The organism is Streptomyces sp. 2P-4, from assembly GCF_030167965.1.
In the GTDB taxonomy this organism is placed as follows: Bacteria; Actinomycetota; Actinomycetes; order Streptomycetales; family Streptomycetaceae; genus Streptomyces; species Streptomyces globosus_A.
Genome location: NZ_CP095011.1, coordinates 680,871 through 703,901, shown reverse-complemented (window position 1 = coordinate 703,901; position 23,031 = coordinate 680,871). Strand labels below are relative to the sequence as shown.

The following is a 23,031-nucleotide window of genomic DNA, read 5'->3' as shown; positions in this document are numbered from 1 at the left end:
CCCGGGGCGTCCGGTGCGCCGCCGTGTCCCGCCGCCGCGGCACGCCTCTAGGGAAAACCGCAGTCGGTGCTGGTGAGACTGGGCGGGAAACCCCGGCATCTCACCTCGAGAGGTTGACACCCTGATGTCGAACGAGCAGAAGCTTCGCGACTATCTGAAGCGGGCCATCGCGGACCTTGACGAGACGCGCGAGCAGCTGCGAGAGGTGCAGGAGAAGAGCCGGGAGCCCATCGCCATCGTCGGCATGGCCTGCCGCTACCCCGGCGGCGCCGACACACCCGAGCAGCTCTGGGAGCTGGTCCGCGGCGGAGTCGACGCCGTCTCCGCCTTCCCCGCCGACCGCGGCTGGAACCTCGAAGACCTCTACGGAGGCGCCGAAGCCGAGGGCGGGGACGGCGCCGCGTACCCCCGCGAGAGCGGCTTCCTGCACGGCGCGGGCGATTTCGACGCCGGCTTCTTCGGCATCTCCCCGCGCGAGGCCCTCGCCATGGACCCGCAGCAGCGGCTGATGCTCGAGACGGCCTGGGAGGCCGTCGAGCGGGCCGGCATCTCGCCCCACGCCCTGCGCGGCACCCACACCGGCGTGTTCATCGGCGCCGGACACGGCGGCTACGACACCGCGGCCACCGCCGGTTCCGGACGGATCCGCGAAGAGGTCGCCGGCCACGTGCTGACCGGCAACACCGTGAGCGTCGCCTCCGGGCGCATCTCCTACGTCCTGGGCTTGGAAGGCCCGGCCGTCACCGTCGACACGGCCTGCTCCTCGTCCCTGGTCGCCCTGCACCTGGCGGTGCAGTCGCTGCGGCGCGGCGAGTGCGCCCTCGCCCTGGCCGGCGGTGTCACCGTCATGTCCACCCCGCAGATGTTCGCGGAGTTCGGCCGCCAGCGCGGCCTGGCCGCCGACGGCCGCTGCAAGCCGTTCTCGGCCGCCGCCGACGGCACCGCGTGGAGCGAGGGCGCCGGCGTCATCCTGGTCGAGCGGCTGTCCGACGCGCTGCGGGCCGGGCACCCGGTCCTGGCCGTCGTACGCGGCTCCGCCGTCAACCAGGACGGCGCCAGCAACGGCCTGACCGCCCCCAACGGCCCCTCCCAGCAGCGCGTCATCCGGCGGGCGCTCGCCGACGCCGGACTCGCCGCCACCGACGTGGACACGGTCGAGGCGCACGGCACCGGAACCCGGCTCGGCGACCCCATCGAGGCCACCGCCCTGCTCGCCACGTACGGCCAGGGGCGCCCGGCGGACCGGCCGCTGCTCCTCGGCTCGATGAAGTCCAACATCGGCCACACCCAGGCCGCGGCGGGTGTCGCCGGCGTCATCAAGACCGTGCTCGCCATGCGGCACGGCACCCTCCCCGCGACCCTGCACCTGGACGAGCCGTCCCCGCACGTCGACTGGACGGCAGGCAGCGTACGGCTGCTCACCGAGGAGGCCGCCTGGCCGGCGCACGAGGACCGGCCGCGACGGGCGGCCGTCTCCTCGTTCGGCGTCAGCGGCACCAACGCCCACGTGGTCCTCGAACAGCCGGCGACCGCGCCGCCGGCCGCAACGGGCGGCGGGACCGACGCCTCCGGCGTGCTGCCGTGGGTGCTCTCGGCGAAGACCGCCGAGGCGCTGCGCGCGCAGGCGGCACGGCTTGCCGCACACGTACGCGGCCACGCGGAGACGAGCACGGCCGACATCGCCTTCTCGCTCGCCACCACCCGCGCCGCGCTGGAACACCGGGCCGCTGTCGTGGGCGGGGACCGCGCAGACCTGCTGAGCGGCCTCGACGCACTCGCCGACGGCGAGGGCACGACCGCACTCGCGGCCAAGGGGCCCCTGTCCGTGCTGTTCACCGGTCAGGGCTCGCAGCGGCTCGGCATGGGCCGGGAGCTGTATGCGCGCTTTCCCGTGTTCGCTCAGGCTTTTGACGCGGTGTGTGCGGAGCTGGATGTTCCGGTGCGGGAGGTGGTCTGGGGTGAGGACGCGGAGGCGCTGAACCAGACCATGTACGCCCAGGCCGCGCTGTTCGCGGTCGAGGTGGCGTTGTTCCGGCTGGTCGAGTCGTGGGGTGTCACGCCCGACTTCGTGGCCGGTCACTCGATCGGCGAGGTGGCCGCGGCGCACGTGGCGGGGGTGTTCTCGCTCGCTGACGCCTGTGCGCTGGTGTCGGCGCGGGGCCGGCTGATGCAGGCGCTGCCGGAAGGCGGTGCGATGCTGGCGGTCACCGCGACGGAGGACGAGGTCCTGCCGCTGCTGGGCGAGTCGGTGTCGATTGCGGCGGTCAACGGTCCCTCGGCCGTGGTCGTCTCGGGTGCCGAGGACGCGGTCGACGCCGTCCGAGCCCACTTCGAGGGGCTGGGCCGCAAGACGACCCGTCTGCGGGTCTCGCACGCCTTCCACTCGCCGCTGATGGACCCCATGCTGGACGGGTTCCGCACGGTGGTCGCAGGCCTGTCCTTCGGCATACCCGCCATCCCGCTCGTCTCCAACCTCACCGGACAGCTCGCCTCCACCCGCGAACTGTGCACCCCGGACTACTGGGTGCGCCACGTCCGCGAAGCGGTCCGCTTCGGCGCCGGCATCCGTACCCTCGCCGACCTGGGCGTGACCACCTACCTGGAACTCGGCCCGGACGGCGTGCTGTCCGCCCTGGCCTCCGACACCGCCGGCGGTGGCGGCGCCGCCCTGGTACCCGCCCTGCGCAAGGGCAGGGACGAGGAGACCTCGCTCGTCCGCGCGCTCGCCCGGCTCCACGTCCACGGCGCCGAGGTCGACTGGTCCGCGTTCTACGCCGGCACCGACGCCCGTCCGGTGGAGCTGCCCACCTACGCCTTCCAGCACCAGCACTACTGGCTCCCGAACAGCGCAACGGACCTGCTGCGCGGCGGCAGTTCCGCGACCCCCGCCGACGCGGTGGAGACCGCCTTCTGGGAGGCCGTCGAACGCGGTGACCTCGACGCCGCCTCTGCCGTACTCGGCATCGAGGGGGCTCCCGTCCAGGCGTCGCTCGACGACCTGCTCCCCGTCCTCGGAACCTGGCGCGCCCACCGTCGCACCCGGGCCGCCACCGACGCCTGGGCCTATCGGACCACCTGGACCGCGGCCCCCCACGGTTCCGCGACCGCGCTGCGCTCCGGCTCCGGCTGGCTGGCCGTCGTCCCCGACCACTCGGCGGACGACGAGGCACTCGCCGCGCTGCTCTCCGCCCTCACCGGTCTCGGCGCGCGCGTCGAGCGCCTCGTCGTGCCCGCCGCCGCAGGTGCCGACTCCCTCGCGGAGTCGGTCCGTACGGCCCTGGCCGACGCCACCGCCACCGGACCGGTGTCCGGCGTCCTGTCGTTCCTCCCGTTCGACGAGCGCCCGCACCCCGCCCACCCGGCGGTCCCGCGGGGACTCCCCGCCACCGTCGACCTGCTGCGTGCCCTGGAGGCGTCCGGAGCGGGGGCGCGCCTGTGGTGCCTGACCCGCGGCGCCGTGTCCGTCGACGCGGCGCAGCCGCCCGCCGCGCCCGTCCAGGCCCAGACCTGGGGGCTGGGCCGGGTCGCGGCGCTGGAGTACCCGCAGCGCTGGGGCGGGCTGATCGACCTCCCCGCGGCCCTCGGCGGCCACGACCTCGCGGCCCGGGTCGCCGGCGTGCTGGGCGCGGGCACGGCCGAGGACCAGATCGCCGTACGGCCCTCCGGCACGTACGTGCGGCGCCTCGCCCGCGTCGTGCCCGCCCACGACACGGAGTCGTGGACCGCCCCGCGCGGCACCGTCCTCGTCACCGGCGGTACGGGCGCCCTGGGCGGCCGCGTCGCCCGCTGGCTGGCCGGAGCCGGCGCCGAGCACCTGCTGCTGACCAGCCGGCGGGGCCCGGCGGCCGACGGTGCGGCCGAACTGGCCGCCGAGCTGGAGGCATCGGGCGTCCGCGTCACCGTCGCGGCCTGCGACACCGCCGACCGCGACGCGCTCACCGCCCTCCTCGCGGACCTCCCCGCCGAGCTCCCGCTGAGCGGTGTCGTGCACGCCGCCGGTGTCCTCGACGACGGTGTGCTGGACGCGCTGACCGGCGAGCGCTTCGAGACCGTACTGCGCGCCAAGGCGGAATCCGCCCGGCTGCTGGACGAACTCACCCGTGACCCGCAGGGCGGGTCGCAGCTGTCGATGTTCGTGCTGTTCTCCTCCATCTCCGGTGTGCTCGGCAACGCCGGACAGGGCAACTACGCCGCCGCCAACGCCTACCTCGACGCCCTCGCCGAACAGCGCCGCGCCGCCGGGCTGCCCGCCACCTCCGTGGCCTGGGGCTCGTGGGCCGACGCCGGCATGGCCGTCGGCAGTGACGCCCTCGCCGACCGGATCCGCCGCAGCGGCATCGTCCCGATGGATCCCGAACTCGCCCTCGCCGCCCTCCGACAGGCCCTGGCCCGCGGCGCGGCCTGCGTGACCGTCGCCGACATCGACTGGGACACCCTCGCCCCGGCCCTGACGGCCGCGCGGCCCAGCCCGCTCATCGGCGACCTGCCGGAGGTGCGCCGCGGGCCGGAGCGGATCGCGGAGAAGGACGGCGGGAAGACCTCGCCGCTGCGTGAGCGCCTGCTCGGCCTGGCGACGCCCGCCGAACAGGAACGCGCCCTGACCGACCTGCTCCGCGAGGAGATCGCCCGCGTCCTCGGGCACGCCTCCGCGGGCACCGTCGACGCCAACCGGGCGTTCCGCGAACTCGGCTTCGACTCCCTGACGGCCGTGGAGCTGCGCAACCGGCTCACCGCGGTCACGGGTGTACCCCTGCCCGCCACGCTCCTCTTCGACCACCCGACCACGGCCGCCGTGGCCGCGCACCTGCGCGCCGAGCTGCTGGACGGGCACACCGCCGTCGCGGCCGACGCCGCCGTCGCCGTGCGGGCGGAGGCCGACGAACCCATCGCCGTCGTGGGCATGGCCTGCCGCTTCCCCGGCGGCATCGGCTCACCGGAGGAGTTCTGGGAGCTGCTCGCCCGGGGCGGCGACGGCATCTCGGACCTGCCCACCGACCGGGGATGGGACACCGAAGGCCTCTACGACCCGGACCCGGAACACCACGGCACCAGCTACGTCCGCGAAGGCGGCTTCCTCACCGGCCTGGCCGGCTTCGACGCCGACTTCTTCGGGATCTCGCCCCGCGAGGCCCTCGCCATGGACCCGCAGCAGCGGCTCCTGCTGGAGACTGCGTGGGAGACCGTCGAGCGGGCCGGCATCGCCCCCGACACCCTGCGCGGAACCGCGACCGGTGTGTTCGTCGGCTCCAACTTCCAGGACTACCAGCAGGTCCTCGGCACCGCCCCGGACGACGTCACCGGGCACCTGATGACCGGCAACGCGGCCAGCGTGGTCTCCGGCCGCGTGTCGTACGCCTTCGGCTTCGAGGGCCCGGCCGTCACCGTCGACACCGCCTGCTCCTCCTCGCTGGTCTCCCTCCACCTGGCCGCGCAGGCACTGCGCCGCGGCGAATGCACCCTCGCCCTCGCCGGCGGCGTCACCGTCATGTCCACCCCGCAGGTGTTCGTCGAGTTCTCCCGGCAGCGCGGCCTCGCCCCCGACGGCCGCTGCAAGCCCTTCGCGGGAGCCGCCGACGGCACCGGCTGGGCCGAAGGAGTGGGCCTGCTGCTGGTGGAGCGCCTCTCCGACGCCCGCCGCAACGGCCACACCGTCCTCGCCGTGCTACGCGGCTCCGCCGTCAACCAGGACGGTGCCTCCAACGGGCTGTCCGCCCCCAACGGCCCCTCCCAGCAGCGCGTCATCCGCCAGGCCCTCGCCGACGCCGGACTCGGCGCCGACGAGGTCGACGCGGTCGAGGCACACGGCACCGGCACCCGCCTCGGCGACCCGATCGAGGCACAGGCACTGCTCGCCACGTACGGGCAGGGGCGCCCGGCGGACCGGCCGCTGCTCCTCGGCTCCGTCAAGTCCAACATCGGCCACACCCAGGCCGCCGCCGGCGTCGCCGGGGTCATCAAGATGATCCTGGCCCTGCGCAACGGCCTGCTGCCGCAGTCCCTGCACATCGACGAGCCGTCCCCGCACGTGGACTGGTCGGCGGGCGCGGTCGAACTCCTCGCCGCCCCCACCGCCTGGCCCGCCGCGGGCCGCCCGCACCGGGCGGGCGTCTCCTCCTTCGGCATCAGCGGCACCAACGCCCACGTCATCCTGGAAGCCGCCGACCCGCTGCCGCCCGCCGCCGCCACGGCGCCGGAGGGAGGGGGCACCGCCACAGCGGCCGCCGCCGACGCCGCGGCCGAAGCCGCGATCTCCGGCGAGGCCGCCCGTCCGCAGCCGTCCCCCACCCTGCCTTACGTACTGTCCGCCAAGTCCCCGCAGGCGCTGGCCGCGCAGGCCGCACGGCTGGCCGCGCACCTGCGGGGCGCGGGGGCCGCCACCGAGCCGGCCGCCGTCGCGCACGCGCTGGCGACCACCCGCACCACCATGGAACACCGCGCCACCGTCGTCGCGGACCACGCCGCCGCCCTGCTCGCCGGCCTGGACGCCCTCGCCGAGGGCCGCGGCCAGGCATCGCCCGCCGTCCTCGAAGGCGTCGCCGACAGCGACGGCGACACCGTCTTCGTCTTCCCCGGGCAGGGCTCCCAGTGGCCCGACATGGCGCTCGAACTCCTCGACACCGCACCGGTGTTCGCCGCCCGCATGGCGGAGTGCGCCGCAGCCCTCGACGCGTACACCGACTGGTCCCTCATGGACGTGCTGCGCGGAGCCGAAGGCGCACCCGGCCTCGACCGCGTCGACGTGGTGCAGCCCGTGCTGTTCGCCGTGATGGTGTCCCTCGCCGAGCTGTGGCAGGCGCACGGCGTCCGCCCGGCCGCGGTCGTCGGCCACTCCCAGGGCGAGATCGCCGCCGCCTGCGTGGCCGGCGCCCTCACCCTGGACGACGCCGCCCGTGTCGTCGCCCTGCGCAGCCGGGCGCTGACCGCCCTGTCCGGGCAGGGCGGCATGGTCTCCGTGGCCCGGCCCGCCGACGAGGTCCGCGCGCTGCTGGCCCCCTGGGGCGAGCGGCTCTCCCTCGCCGCCGTCAACGGCCCCTCCTCCGTCGTGGTCTCCGGCGAGCCCGAAGCCCTGGACGCCCTCCTCGACGCCTGCGACCGGGACGGCATCCGCGCCAAGCGGATCCCCGTCGACTACGCCTCGCACTCCGCGCAGGTGGCCCGCATCGAGGCGGAGCTGCGCACCGTCCTCGCGCCCGTCGCACCCCGCGCTGCGCGCATCCCCCTCTACTCCACCGTCACGGGCGCCCCCGTCGACACGACCCTGCTCGACGCCGCCTACTGGTACGCGAACCTGCGCGGAACCGTCGAGTTCGAGCAGGCCACCCGTGCCCTGCTCGACGCGGGCCACCGCGTGTTCATCGAGGTCAGCCCGCACCCCGTCGTCACGACCGGAGTCCAGGAGACCATCGAGGCCGCCGACTCCGCCGCGGCCGCCACCGGCACCCTGCGCCGCGACGAGGGCGGCCCCGCCCGGTTCGTGCTGTCCCTCGCCGACGCCCGCAACCACGGCGCCCGCATCGACTGGGACGCCTTCTTCGAGACCGCCGGGACCCCGCGCCCCGGTACCCCGGCGCCCCTGCCCACGTACGCCTTCCAGCACCGCCGCTACTGGCCGCGCCCGGCCACCGGCGGTGCCGGGGACGTCGCCTCGGCCGGACTCGGCTCCTTCGACCACCCGCTCCTCGGAGCCGCGCTGCCGCTCGCCATCGGCGACGAACTCGTCGCCACCGCCCGCTGGTCGCTGCTCAGCCACCCGTGGCTCGCCGACCACATGGTCGGCGGCACCGTCATCGTGCCCGGCGCCGCACTCGTCGAGGTGGCCGTCAGGGCCGGTGACGAGCTCGGCTGCGGCCGGATCGAGGAGCTGACCCTGCACGCGCCCGTCCTGCTGCCCGAACACGGCGGCATCCAGGTGCAGATCGCGGTCGGCGCCGCCGACCCCTCCGGGCTGCGGACCGTCACCGTCCACACCCGCCCCGACGGTGAGCCGGAAGCGGAGTGGACCCACCACGCCGACGGCACGCTCGGCGCGCCCGGCGCGGAACCCGCCGGCGAGGTGTTCGCCGCCTGGCCCCCGCGCGGGGCCGAGCCCGCCCCGGAGACCGACGGCCTCTACGCGTCGCTGCGCAGCGAGGGCTACGCGTACGGCCCGGTGTTCCAGGGCCTGCGGGCGGCCTGGCGGCTCGACGCGGACGTGTACGCGGAAGCCGCCCTGCCCGAGGCGGCCCAGGCGGACGCCGCCCGCTTCGGCATCCACCCCGCCCTGCTGGACGCCGCGCTCCACGCGGCCGGACTCGGCCCGCTCAGCAACGCCGAGGGCAGCACCGGCCTGCCCTTCTCCTGGACCGGGGTCACCCTCCACGCCACCGGCGCGACCGCCCTGCGGGTCCGGCTGAGCCCCGCCGGGCCGGGCGCGGTGTCGGTCCTGATGGCCGACCCGCTGGGCCGCCCGGTCGCCACCATCGAAGCGCTGGCGGTACGGCCGATCGAGGCCGCCGCGCTCGGCGCCGCCGACGCGGACTCCCGTACGGTCCGCGACGCCCTGTTCCACCTGGACTGGACCCCGCTGCAGGCGGCCTCCGCGCCCTCCACGGCGCAGACCGGCCCGGCCGGGGCCGCCCGCTGGGCGCTCCTCGGCTCCGAGACCGGGCAGGCCGCCGCCCTCACCGAGGGCGGCGCGGCCCTGGCCCGCTGGGACAGCCTGGCCGACCTGGCGGCCGCGCTGCCCGCGACGGGCATCCCGGACGCGCTGCTGCTCACCGCCGAAGCCGCCGCGGGCCACGCGGCCGATCCCGCCGCACGGGCCGCCGCCGTCCTGGAAACGGTGCTCGCCACCCTCCAGGACTGGCTCGCCGACGAACGGTTCGACACGACCCGGCTGGTCGTCGCCACCCGGGGCGCCGTCACCCCCGACCCCGGCGGTGACGTCACCGACCTGCCCGGCTCGGCCCTGTGGGGCCTGCTGCGTTCGGCCCAGACCGAGAACCCCGGCCGGATCGTCCTCGCCGACCTCGACGACGACCCCGCCTCCTGGCGGGCCCTGCCCCAGGCGGTCGCCGCCACCGGCGAGCCGCAGCTGGCGCTGCGCCAGGGCGCCGCCTACGCACCCCGCCTGGCCCGCACCCACGCCTCGGGCGCACTCACCGCGCCCGACGGCACGGCCGCCTGGCGGCTGGACATCCCCGAGAAGGGCAGCCTCGACCACCTGGCCCTGCTGCCCGCCCCGCAGGCGTCCGCGCCGCTGGCACCCGGGCAGGTCCGGATCGAGGTCCGGGCCGCCGGACTCAACTTCCGCGACGTCCTCAACGCCCTCGGCATGTACCCCGGAGGCGCCGAGTTCCTCGGCTCCGAGGCCGCCGGCGTCGTCGTCGAGACGGCCCCCGACGTCACCGGCCTGAACGTCGGCGACCGCGTCTTCGGCATGGTCGTGGGCGGCTTCGGCCCCCTCGCCGTCGCCGACGGCCGCGTCGTCACCCGGATGCCGGCCGGCTGGACCTTCGCCCAGGCCGCCGCCGCGCCCGTCGTGTTCCTCACCGCGTACTACGCGCTGCGCGACCTCGCAGGCCTCACCGAGGGCGAAACCGTCCTCGTCCACGCCGCCGCCGGCGGCGTCGGCATGGCCGCCACCCAGCTCGCCCGGCTGTGGGGCGCCGAGGTCTACGGCACCGCGAGCGAGCCCAAGCAGCGCCTGCTGCGGGCCGCGGCCGACGGCCTGCCCGCCGACCGCCTCGCCTCCTCCCGCACCCTCGACTTCGAGGAGGCCTTCCGCGCGGCGAGCGGCGGCCGCGGAGTGGACGTGGTCCTCAACTCCCTCGCCGGCGAGTACGTCGACGCCTCACTGCGCCTCCTGGCACCCGGCGGCCGGCTCGTCGAGATGGGCAAGACCGACATCCGCGACGCCGCCGACGTCGCCCGCGACCACGACGGCGCCTTCTACCGCGCGTTCGACCTGGCCGAAGCAGGCCCCGAGCGGATCGGCGAGATGCTCACCGAACTCGTCGCCCTCTTCGAACAGGGCGCCCTGCGCCCGCTCCCGGTCACCGCCTGGGACCTCGCCCACGCCCCCGACGCCTTCCGGTACGTCTCCCAGGCCCGCCACACCGGCAAGGTGGTCCTCACCGTGCCCCGCCCGTGGAACCCCGACGGCACCGTCCTCATCACCGGCGGCACCGGCGAACTCGGCCGCGCACTCGCCCGCCACCTCGTCACCGCACACGGCATGCGGCACCTGCTGCTCGCCGGCCGCCGCGGCCCCGACAGCCCCGGCGCCGCCGAACTCCGCTCCGAACTGGCCGAGCTGGGCGCCGAGGTCACCCTCGCCGCCTGCGACACCGCCGACCGGGCGGCGCTCGCCGCGCTGCTCGCCTCCGTCGGCGCCGACCACCCGCTGACCGCCGTCGTCCACGCCGCCGGCGTGCTCGACGACGGCGTGGTCACCTCGCTCACCCCCGAGCGGCTGGCGACCGTCCTGCGCCCCAAGGCGGACGCGGCCTGGAACCTCCACGAACTGACCCGGCACCTGGACCTCGCCGGCTTCGTGCTGTTCTCCTCGGCGGCCGGAACCTTCGGCAACGCCGGACAGGGCAACTACGCCGCCGCCAACACCTTCCTGGACGGACTCGCCCGCCACCGCCAGACCGCCGGCCTGCCCGCCACCTCCCTCGCCTGGGGCCTGTGGGCCCAGGCGAGCGGGATGACCGGACACCTCGACGAGGGCGACCGCAGCCGCGCCCGCTCCACCGGCGCGCTGCCGCTCGCCACCCGCGACGGGCTCACCCTGTTCGACGCGGCGCTCGCCGCCCGCCGGCCGCTTCTCGTACCGCTGCGCCTGGACAGCGCCGTCCTGCGCCGCCGCGCCCCCGAGGCCCTGCCGCCGATCCTGCGGACCCTGTTCCGGGGCACGGCCGCCCGGCGCGCCGCCGAGGCCGGACCGGGCACCGCCGTCCCGGGCGGAGGCCTGCGGCACCGGCTGGCCGCACTGCCCGCCGCCGAACGGCAGACCGCACTGGTCGAGCTGGTCACCACGTACGCGGTCGCCGTGCTCGGCCACGCGGACGCCGGCCTGATCCACGCCGGGAAGGCCTTCCGCGACCTCGGCTTCGACTCGCTGACCGCCGTCGAGCTGCGCAACCGGCTGGGCACCGCGGCCGGGCTGCGGCTGCCCGCCACCCTCGTCTTCGACCACCCGACGCCCGTCGCGCTCGCAGAGCACCTCGGCGGCCTGCTGGCGGACACCGCACCCACGGCCGAAGCGGCCACCGCACCGCTGACCGCCGCCCCGGACGAGGACCCGGTCGTCATCGTCGGCATGGCCTGCCGCTACCCGGGCGGCGTCCGCTCGCCCGAGGACCTGTGGACCCTGCTGGCCGACGGCACCGACGCCATCGGCGGCTTCCCCACGGACCGGGGCTGGGACCTGGAGCACCTCTACGACTCCGTCCCCGACCACCCGGACGCCTCCCGCACCCTCGAAGGCGGGTTCCTGCACGACGCCGCCGAGTTCGACGCCGACTTCTTCGGCATCAGCCCCAACGAGGCCACCGTCATGGACCCGCAGCAGCGCCTGCTGCTGGAAACCGCGTGGGAGGCGGCGGAGCGGGCCGGCATCGACCCCAGGTCCCTGCGCGGCAGCCGCACCGGCGTCTTCGCCGGTCTGTCCTCCAGCGACTACATGTCCCGCGGAGCCGACGTCCCCGAGGCGCTCGCCGGATACGTCAACACCGGCAACGCCGTCAGCGTCGTATCCGGCCGCGTCTCCTACGCCCTCGGCCTGGAGGGCCCGGCCGTCACCGTCGACACCGCCTGCTCCTCCTCCCTGGTGGCCCTGCACATGGCCGCCCAGGCGCTGCGGGCCGGTGAGTGCTCGCTCGCCCTGGCGGGCGGTGTGACCGTCATGTCCTCCCCGGCGGTCATCGTGGACTTCTCGCGGCAGCGCGGGCTGGCCGCCAACGGCCGCTGCAAGCCCTTCTCGGCCGGCGCCGACGGCACCGGCTTCTCCGAAGGCGCCGGCCTGCTCGTCCTCGAACGCCTTTCGGACGCCGTACGGGCCGGCCGCCAGGTGCTGGCCGTCGTCCGCGGCTCGGCCGTCAACCAGGACGGCGCCTCCAACGGCCTGTCCGCCCCCAACGGCCCCTCCCAGCAGCGGGTCATCCGCCAGGCCCTGGCCAACGCCGGCCTGACCGGCGCCGACGTCGACGCGGTCGAGGCCCACGGCACCGGCACCCGGCTCGGCGACCCGATCGAGGCCCAGGCCCTGCTCGCCACCTACGGCCAGGAACGGGACGCGGACCGGCCGCTGCGGCTGGGCTCCGTCAAGTCCAACCTCGGGCACACCCAGGCCGCGGCCGGTGTCGCCGGTGTGATGAAGATGGTGCTCGCCATGCGCCACGGCACGCTGCCGAAGTCGCTGCACGCCGACGAGCCGACCCCGCACGTGGACTGGCCGGCCGGCGCCGTACGCCTCCTGGACGAGGCGGCCGCCTGGCCGGCCTCGGACGACCGCCCGCGCCGGGCCGGAGTCTCCTCCTTCGGCATCAGCGGCACCAACGCACACGTGATCCTGGAACAGGGCCCCGACGCGGCAAGCAGCCCGGCCGCCGCCTCCGGCGGGGCCGGTGAGCCCGGGACGACGGCGCCGGCCGGCGCCGAGCCCCAGGCCGCCCCGGCCGCGGTGCCCGGCACGCCGGAACCCGCCGCGGCCGCCGCTGCCGGCCCGGCCGCCCCGGCCGAAGCCGCCGCCCGGCCCCTGCCCTGGCTGCTGTCCGCGCGGAGCGCACCCGCGCTGCGCGCGCAGGCCGCCGCCCTCCTCGCCCACCTGGACACCCCCGCCGGAAGGCGCAGCACACCGCTCGACCTTGCCGCCTCCCTCGCCACCCGGCGGGCCGTCCTCGAACACCGCGCGGTCGTCACCGCGGCCGACCCCGCAACCCTGCGGAGCGCACTGGCCGGGCTCGCCGACGGCACCCCCGCTGCCGGACTCGTCCAGGGCCGGCACACCTCCGGCCGCGACCGCAGGACCGTCCTGGTCTTCCCCGGCCAGGGCTCCCAGTGGGCCGGCATGGGCGCCGGACTCCTCGACTCCTCGCCGGAGTTCGCCACGCGCATCGCCGCCTGCGAGCAGGCCCTCGCCCCGTACGCGGACTGGTCCCTGACCGCCGTACTGCGCGAGGAGCCGGGCGCCCCGCCGCTGGACCGCGTCGACGTGGCCCAGCCCGCCCTCTGGGCGGTCATGGTCGCGCTCGCCGAGGTCTGGCAGGCGCACGGCGTCCGCCCGGCCGCGGTCGTCGGCCACTCCCAGGGCGAGATCGCCGCCGCCTGCGTGGCCGGCGCCCTCTCCCTGGAGGACGGCGCCCGCGTGGTCGCCCTGCGCAGCCGCGCCATCGCCGCCCACCTCTCCGGCCACGGCGGCATGGTCTCCGTCGCCGCGTCCCACGAGGACGTCCTCGCCCGCCTCACGGCCTGGGGAGAGCGGATCTCCGTCGCCGCGGTCAACGGGCCCGGCTCCGTCGTGGTCTCCGGCGAGCCGGACGCCCTCGACGCGCTCGTCGACGCCTGCACCCGGGACGGCGTACGCGCCAGGAAGATCCCCGTCGACTACGCCTCCCACTCGGCGCAGGTCGAACGCATCCGCGAGACCGTCCTCGCCGACCTCGCCGGCATCGAGACCGGCGAACCCCGCATCCCCTTCCTCTCCACCCTCACCGGAGAGTGGATCGGAGCCGACACCGCGCTGGACGCCTCGTACTGGTACGAGAACCTGCGCCGCACCGTCCGCCTCGAGGACGCCCTGCGCACCCTCCTCGCCCAGGGCCACGACGTCTTCGTCGAGTCCAGCCCGCACCCGGTGCTGACCGCCGCCATCGAGGACACCGTCGCCGCTGCCGGGGCGGACGCGCGGACCCTCGGCTCGCTGCGCCGCCAGGACGGCGGACCGGAGCGGATGCTGGCCTCGCTCGCCGAGGCGCACGTCCACGGCGTACGCGTCGACTGGAGCGGCGTCCTGGGCGGCCGCCGGGCGGCCGACCTGCCCACATACGCCTTCCAGCGCAGCCGGTACTGGCTCGATGCGGCCCCGGCCGCCGCGGCCGCCGGCCCGGCGGACCCCTCCGGCCTCGACGGCGTCGTCCGCCTCGCCGACGGGGACGGATCCCTCGTCCTCACCGGCCGGATCGGAGCCGCCACGCACCCGTGGCTGGCCGACCACACCGTGCACGGCTCCGCCGTCGTCCCCGCGACCGCCCTGCTCGACTGGGCGGTCCGGGCCGCCGACGAGGCCGGCTGCGCGGTGGTCGAGGACCTCACCGAACTGGTCCCGCTGGCCGTCCCCGAGGACGGCACGGCGGAAGTCCAGCTGACCGTGGCAGCCGCCGAGGCGGGCACCCGCCGGCTGGCCGTCCACGCCCGGACCGGAGCCGACGAGGACTGGACCCGCCACGCCACCGGCACGCTCTCCCGGGCGGCCCTACCGGCCGGCGAGCCGTTCGACACGACGGACTGGCCGCCGCACGGCGCCCGCCCGGCCGACACCGAGGAGCTGTACGCCGTCCTCGCCGAGGGCGGCTACGACCCCGGACCGCTCCACCGCACCGTCCGCGCACTCTGGACGGCCCCCGACGGCGGCACCCTCGCCGAAGTGGCCCTGCCCCAGGAGCAGCACCAGGCCGCGTCCGCCTTCCGGATCCATCCGGCCCTGCTCCAGACCGTGCTGGCCATGGCCGCGGGCCGGTCCGGGCGAGCCGAGCTGCCGACCACCTGGCACGCGGTGAACCTCACGGCCAGCGGTGCCGCCCACCTGCGCGTACGGATCACCCGTACCCGGGACGGCGCCCTGTCCCTGACCGCGGCCGACGCCACGGGCGCTCCCGTCCTCACGGCGGGCGCCGTCACCACCGGCGCACCCGCGGCCGCGGCCCGGCACCCCCAGGCCCTGTTCGAAACCGCCTGGACGGAACCGGACTGGGCCCCGGCCGCCGAAGCCCTCGCCGAACCGGCCACCGGCACCGCCTCCTTCACCGGCCTGCCCGCCCTGCTGGAGGCCCTCGGCACGGAACACGCGGACGCCTTCGCCGACACGGTGCTGCTGCGGCTGCCCGCGGCCGGCGACCTCGCAGCCCCGGCGGACCCCGCCGACAGCACACCGGTACGGGAGATGCTGCACCTCGCCCAGACCTGGTTGGCCGATCCGCGCTGCGCGGACTCCCGGCTGGTCCTCGTCACCGCGGGCGCCGGCGCCGCGCTCACCGACGCCGCCGTCCACGGCCTCATCCGGTCCGCGCAGGCCGAACACCCCGGCCGGTTCCTGCTGGTCGACACCGACGGCGATCCGGCTTCCGAGCGCGCACTGCCGGCGGCCGTCGCGGCCGCCGCGGCCGCCGACGAAGCCCACCTCGCCCTGCACGCCGGCACGGTGACCGTACCCAGGCTCCGGCACGCCGCACCCCCGCAGGACCCCTCGGGCCTCCCCGCCCTGGAGTGGGACGCGCACGGCGACGGCACCGTCCTCATCACCGGCGGCACCGGAACCCTCGGCGCGCACGTCGCACGCCACCTGGTCACCGGACACGGCGTGCGGCACCTGCTGCTCACCGGCCGCCGCGGCCCCGACGCACCGGGCGCGGCGGAACTCCGCGACGAACTCACCCGCCTGGGTGCGACCGTCACCATCGCCGCCTGCGACGCGGCCGACCGCGACGCCCTCGCCGGGGTGCTCGCCGCGATCCCGGCCGAACACCCGCTCACCGCGGTGGTCCACGCGGCAGGCGTCCTCCGGGACGGGCTCCTGGAGAACCTCACGGCCGAGGACCTGGACCACGTATGGCGCCCGAAGGCGGAAGCCGCCTGGCACCTGCACGAGCTGACCCGCGACACCAAACTGTCCGCCTTCGTCTTCTTCTCCTCCTTCGCCGGAGTCATCGGCGGCCCGGCCCAGGCCAACTACGCCGCCGCCAACTCCTTCCTCGACGCCCTCGCCCACCGGCGCCGGGCCGAGGGGCTCACCGCGGTCTCCCTCGCGTGGGGATACTGGGGAGATTCCAGTGAAATGACGTCCAGGCTGGACCCCGTGGATGTCGCCCGTTTCGCGCGCTCAGGAATGCTGCCGCTCTCGGCAGGCCAAGGACTCGGCCTGCTCGACGCCGCCGCGGCCCTCGACCGCGCCCTCCTGGTCCCCGTACGCCTCGACCCGCGGGCCTGGTCGGCCGCCGGCCGTGCCCCGGCACTGCTCCGCGCGCTCACCCCCGTACCGGCCGTCGTACGGAGGTCCGCGAGCACGCCCGGAGCCACCGCCCCGGCGGACGGGACCCGGCACGACGGCGGCTTCACGGAGCGGCTGGCCGGACTCGGCGAGGCCAAGCGCGAAGAGCTGCTGCTGCAACTGATCGCAGGGCACGCCGCCACCGTCCTCGGCCACGGCTCGCCCGCCTCGATCGACGCCGAACGCGGCTTCCTCGACCTGGGCATGAGCTCCCTCACGGCCGTGGAACTGCGCAACCGCCTCAACGCCGAGACCGGCCTGCGGCTGCCGACGACAGCGGTATTCGACCACCCGACCCCGCTGGCCCTCGCCCGGCACCTGCGCGCACAACTGGCATCCGCCGACGGCACGGAGCCGGACGGCTCCCTCCTGCCGGGCCTCGACGAGCTGGAGCGGGCCCTGACGGCCGGCGCGGCCTCCGCACTCGACGCGGACAGCCGCGCCCGCCTGACCGCCCGCCTCAAGGCACTGCAATGGAAGCTCGACGACACCGTCGACCACACCGCCGAGGGCACCGGCGGGGACGCCGACGGCACCGGTGCCGACGCCGACCTGGAAGCGGCCTCGACGGACGACGAGATCTTCGACCTGATCGACAAGGAACTCGGCCTCGCCTGACCGAGCCGGCCGGCCGGCCGCACCGGGCCGGCCGATCACCGCACCACGCGTACCACCCTTTCCCGACTGCGAGGTTTTCCCACCCATGGCACCCAAGGCCGGCCCCTCTTCGGAAGACAAGCTCCGCGACTACCTCAAGAGGGTCACCGCAGACCTGCGGCGCACCAAGCAGAGGCTGGAGTCCGTCGAGGCCAGGGACAACGAGCCGATCGCCATCGTCGGCATGGCCTGCCGGTTCCCCGGCGGAGTCCGTTCCCCCGAGGACCTGTGGCGGATGGTCGCCGACGGCACCGACGCCGTCGGCGACCTGCCGGAAGACCGCGGGTGGGACACCGCAGCGCTCTACGACCCCACCCCGGGAACCCCGGGGAAGAGCTACGTACGCCACGGCGGCTTCCTCGACACCGCCGCCGAGTTCGACGCCGACCTCTTCGGCATCGCCCCCCGCGAGGCCCTCGCGATGGACCCGCAGCAGCGCCTGCTGCTGGAAACCGCCTGGGAAGCCGTCGAACACGCCCGGATCAGCCCCGCCGCCCTGCGAGGCACCGAGACCGGCGTCTTCATCGGCGGCGCCGACACCGACTACGGCTCCCTCGCCAGGCAGACCGCCGAAACCGAGGGCCACCTGCTGACGGGCGGAGCGGTCAGCGTCCTCTCCGGCCGGATCTCCTACACGTTCGGCCTGGAGGGCCCGGCCGTCACCGTCGACACCGCCTGCTCCTCCTCCCTGGTCGCCCTGCACCTGGCCGTACGCGCCCTGCGGGCCGGCGAATGCACCATGGCCCTGGCCGGCGGCGTCGCGATCATGCCGACCCCCCGCCTGTTCACCGAGTTCTCCCGCCAGCGCGGTCTCGCCGCCGACGGCCGCTGCAAGCCCTTCGCCGAGGCCGCCGACGGCACCGGATGGGCGGAGGGCGTCGGCGTCCTCCTCGTGGAACGCCTGTCGGACGCCCGCCGCAACGGCCACCGGGTACTTGCCGTCGTCCGGGGCACGGCGGTCAACCAGGACGGCGCCAGCAGCCGCCTCACCGCCCCGCACGGCCCCTCCCAGCAGCGCGTCATCCAGGCGGCCCTCGCCAACGCACAGCTGGCCGCCGACCAGGTCGACGCCGTCGAGGCCCACGGCACCGGCACCACGCTCGGCGACCCGATCGAGGCGCAGGCCCTGCTTGCCACCTACGGCCGGGGCAGGCCGGCGGACCGGCCGCTGCTGCTCGGCGGCATCAAGTCGAACATCGGGCACGCACAGGCCGCGGCCGGAGTCGCCGGCGTCATCAAGATGGTCATGGCGATGCGGCACGGCGTCCTGCCCCAGACCCTGCACGTGGACCAGCCGACCTCCCACGTGGACTGGAGCGCGGGCGCCGTCGAACTCCTCACCGAGCGGACCGACTGGCCCGCCACCGGCCGCCCGCGCCGCTCGGCGGTCTCCGCCTTCGGCATCAGCGGCACCAACGCCCACGTCGTGCTGGAACAGGCCGAACAGGCCGAACAGGTCGAACAGGCCCCGGCGGAGCCGGAGGCCGGGACGGACGGGCTCGCGGCGGCGCCGGGAGCGCTGCCGTGGGTCCTGACCGGCCGCACGGAACAGGCGCTGCGGGACCAGGCCGCGCGCCTGCACGCGTACGTGGAGCAGCACGGGCCGCGCCCGGTCGACGTCGCCCTGACCCTGGCGGCCGGGCGGTCCGCCCTCGGACACCGCGCGGTGCTGCTGGGCGGCACGCAGCCGGTGGCGGAGGGCGTGGCGCGGAGCGGCAAGACGGCGTTCCTGTTCACGGGTCAGGGCTCGCAGCGGCTCGGCATGGGCCGGGAGCTGTATGCCCGTTTCCCGGTGTTCGCTCAGGCTTTTGACGCGGTGTGTGCGGAGCTGGATGTTCCGGTGCGGGAGGTGGTCTGGGGTGAGGACGCGGAGGCGCTGAACCAGACCATGTACGCCCAGGCCGCGCTGTTCGCGGTCGAGGTGGCGTTGTTCCGGCTGGTCGAGTCCTGGGGTGTCACGCCCGATTTCGTGGCGGGTCATTCGATCGGCGAGGTGGCCGCGGCGCATGTGGCGGGGGTGTTCTCGCTCGCCGACGCGTGTGCGCTGGTCTCGGCGCGCGGCCGGCTGATGCAGGCGCTGCCGGAGGGCGGTGCGATGCTGGCGGTCGCGGCGGCGGAGGACGAGGTCCTGCCGCTGCTGGGCGCGTCGGTGTCGATTGCGGCGGTCAACGGCCCCTCGGCGGTCGTGGTCTCGGGTGCCGAGGAGGCGGTGGAGTCCGTCCGCGCCCACTTCGAGGGGCTGGGGCGCAAGACGACCCTTCTGCGGGTCTCGCACGCCTTCCACTCGCCGCTGATGGACCCCATGCTGGACGAGTTCCGCGCCGTCGTGTCGGATCTGTCGTTCTCCCCTCCTGCCCTTGCGATGACCGCAGGCACGGACGTGGTCTGCGATCCGGAGTTCTGGGTGCGGCATGTCCGCGACGCGGTGCGATTCGCCGACGGTGTGACGGCCCTGCGCGAGCAGGGTGTGACCCGGTTCCTGGAGCTCGGCCCCGACGGGGTCCTGTCCGCCATGGCCGCCGCATGCCTGCCGGAGGACGGCGACGCCCTCCTCGTGCCCCTTCTGCGCAAGGGCGTCGACGAGGAGACGGCCACGCTGACGGCCGCGGCCCGCATGTTCGTCGACGGCGCGGCCGTCGACTGGACCGCGGTGCTCCGCGGTACGGGCGCCCGCCTCATCGACCTCCCGACCTATGCCTTCCAGCACCAGCGCTACTGGCCGACGCCCGGTGCGGCACCGGCCGGTGACGTCCAGGCCGCCGGTTTCGACGCGGCCGGACACCCCCTCCTCAGCGCCTCCGTCGAACTGTCCGACGCCGAAGGCATGCTGTTCACGTCCCGCCTCTCCCTCCAGTCCCACCCCTGGCTCGCCGACCACGTCGTCCGCGGCTCGGCCCTCCTGCCCGGGACCGCCTTCCTGGAGCTCGCCATCCGCGCGGGCGACGAGGTGGGCTGCGGCACCGTCGAGGAGCTGACCCTCGCCGCACCGCTCGCCCTCCCCGAGGAGGGCGGCGTACAACTGCACCTGCGGGTGGCAGCCGCCGACGGCAACGGCCGCCGTGCGGTGACCATCCGCTCCCGCCGTGAGGGCGCCGAGGACCAGGCGTGGCTCCAGCACGCGACGGGCGTCCTGACGACCGGCGAGCGGACGGTCGCCCTCGACGCCCAGGGCGCCGCGTGGCCCCCGGCCGGCGCCGAGCCCGTCGACCTGACGGGCCTCTACGAGCGCATGTCCGAGGCCGGATTCGACTACGGCCCGGTCTTCCAGGGCCTGCGGGCCGCCTGGCAGCACGGCGAGGACGTGTACGCCGAAGTCGCCCTCCCCGAGGGCGTCGACGGCGGCGCCTACGGCCTGCACCCCGCACTGCTGGACGCCGCGCTGCACGTCACCGCGTTCAACGGAGTACCGCAGGGCGTCGTGCCGTTCGCCTGGGAAGGCGTGTCGCTGCACGCCTCCGCAGCTTCGTCGGTACGGGTGCGGGTCACCCGGACCCGCGAGGAGGCGCTCACCGTGGCAGTGGCCGACACGGCCGGCGAGCCGGTGGCATCGGTGGAATCGCTGGTGCTGCGTCCGGTCGATTCCGCCCGCACGGCGGACCCCGACCCCGTCTACGGCGTGGAGTGGACGCCGGTCCGGACGGCGGAGCCGGCGGAGGTCTCCCCGGACACGGTCGTGGCGCGGTTCTCGGGCGGCGAGGACGACGCGGACGTGGTCCGGTCGACGCACGCGCTGTCGGCGCGGGCGCTGTCCCTGGTGCAGGAGTGGCTGGGGGAGGAGCGGTCCACCGATGCCCGGCTGGTGTTCGTCACCCGCGGCGCGACGTCCGGCGAGGACCTGGCCGCTGCCGCGGTGTGGGGGCTGGTGCGGTCGGCGCAGTCGGAGCACCCGGGCCGGTTCGTGCTGGTGGACCTGGCCGGGCAGGAGCCCGAGACCGGGCTCCTGGAGACCGCGCTGGCCGTGGACGAGCCCCAGGTGCTCATCCGTGACGGTGAGGTGCTGGCCGCCCGCCTGACACGGGCCGGCACGCTTCGCGACACGGCTCCCGAGTGGGCCGGCGCGGGAACGGTCCTGGTCACCGGCGGTACCGGTGGCCTGGGCCGGGTGATCGCCCGGCACCTGGTGGTTGAGCACGGGGTACGCAGCCTCCTCCTGGTCAGCCGGAGCGGCCCCGCCGCCGAAGGCTCCGCCGAGCTGGTCGCGGAACTCGCCGGGCTGGGCGCCGAAGCCGTCGTCGAGGCCTGCGACGTCGCCGACGCGACAGCGGTGACCGGGCTGCTCTCCCGTCACGCGGTACGCGCCGTGGTCCACACGGCGGGTGTGATCGACGACGGCGTGGTCGAGGCGCTGACGCCCGAGCGGCTGTCGGCGGTCCTGCGCCCCAAGGCGGACGCCGCATGGAACCTCCACGAGGCCACGCGCGAGCTGGACCTCGCCGCGTTCGTCCTGTTCTCCTCCGTCTCCGGCCTCTTCGGCGGGCCCGGCCAGGCCAACTACGCCGCCGGGAACGTCTTCCTGGACGCCCTGGCCGCGCACCGGCGAGCCGCCGGACTGCCCGGCACCTCACTGGCCTGGGGTCCGTGGACCCAGGACGGGGGCATGACCGGCACCCTGTCCGAAGCCGACCTCCAGCGCATCTCCCGCACCGGCATGCCGGAACTCACCCCGGAACAGGGCGCCGAACTCTTCGATGCCGCCCTGCGGTCGGACGCGGCGCTGATCGCCCCCGTACGCTTCGACTTCACGGCCATGCGGGCGCAGGACGATGTCCCCTCCCTGCTCCGCGGGCTGGTCCGGACCCGCACCCGGAGCCGGCGTTCGGCGGCCGACGGCGCACCCGATGCGCCCGCCACGGCGGGCATTCTGCGCACCCTCTCCGGCCTGGCGTCCGACGAGCGGCGCGAGGTGCTCCTCGACCTCGTACGCGGACACGTCGCCCTCGCCCTGGGGCACACCGACGCCACCGCCGTCGAACCGGCGAGGGCCTTCCAGGACCTCGGCTTCGACTCGCTGATGGCCGTCGAGCTGCGCAACCGGCTGGGCAAGGCAACAGGGCTGCGGCTTCCGGCGACTCTGGTCTTCGACCACCCGACGGCCGACGCACTGGTCGGCTTCCTGCTGGACGAGCTGTTCGGCGGCGACACGGCCGATGCGGCGGCACTGCTGCCGACGCGGATCGCGGCGGACGACGACCCGGTCGTGATCGTGGGTATGGCGTGCCGTTATCCGGGTGGGGTGGCGTCTCCGGAGGACTTGTGGCGGCTGGTGGCCGATGGTGTGGATGCCGTTGGTTCCTTCCCGGTGGACCGTGGTTGGGATGTGGAGGGTGAGTCGTTCGCGCGGGCGGGCGGTTTCCTCCGTGAGGCGGCGGAGTTCGATCCTGAGTTCTTCGGGATGAGTCCGCGTGAGGCCCTGGCCACGGATGCCCAGCAGCGGCTGCTGCTGGAGACGTCGTGGGAGGCGATCGAGCGGGCGGGTATCGACCCGGTGTCGCTGCGCGGCTCGCAGACCGGCGTCTTCGCGGGCGTCATGTACACGGACTACCGAACCCTGCTGGACGGCGAGCAGTTCGACGGGTTCCGAGGCAACGGCAGCGCACCCAGCATCGCTTCCGGCCGCGTGTCGTACACGTTCGGCTTCGAAGGCCCCGCCGTGACCGTGGACACGGCCTGCTCGTCCTCCCTGGTGGCACTCCACTGGGCGGCGCAGGCGCTGCGGTCGGGGGAGTGCTCCCTGGCGGTGGCGGGTGGTGTGACGGTGATGTCCACGCCGACGACGTTCGTGGAGTTCGCCCGTCAGGGCGGCCTTTCCTCCGATGGCCGGTGCCGGTCGTTCTCGGATTCGGCCGATGGTGTCGGCTGGGGCGAGGGTGTGGGCATGGTCGTTCTGGAGCGGCTGTCGGATGCGGTGCGCAACGGTCACCGCGTGCTGGCGGTGGTACGCGGCTCGGCGGTCAACCAGGACGGTGCGAGCAATGGTCTGACGGCTCCGAACGGTCCTTCGCAGCAGCGGGTGATCCGCCAGGCGCTGGCCGGCGGTGGTCTGTCGACGTCCGACGTGGACGTGGTGGAGGCGCACGGCACGGGTACCACACTCGGCGACCCCATCGAGGCTCAGGCGCTGCTCG

2 protein-coding genes (1 of these 2 cut by a window edge) are annotated in these 23,031 nt (G+C 75.5%); both read left to right on the top strand.

What is annotated here, in order from left to right:
- The first annotated feature begins 121 nt into the window (after positions 1 to 121).
- Entirely contained in the window at positions 122 to 16,867 is a 16,746-nt protein-coding gene (locus MUK52_RS03000; RefSeq protein WP_502963616.1) for a type I polyketide synthase, read from the top strand.
- An 85-nt stretch (positions 16,868 to 16,952) separates the two neighbouring features.
- On the top strand, positions 16,953 to 23,031 hold the 5' portion of the coding sequence (locus MUK52_RS02995) for a type I polyketide synthase (RefSeq protein WP_284574472.1). Its footprint extends 24,782 nt past the window's final position; 6,079 of the gene's 30,861 nt are visible here — the first part of the coding sequence; it begins with the start codon at positions 16,953 to 16,955; its stop codon lies off the right edge, out of view.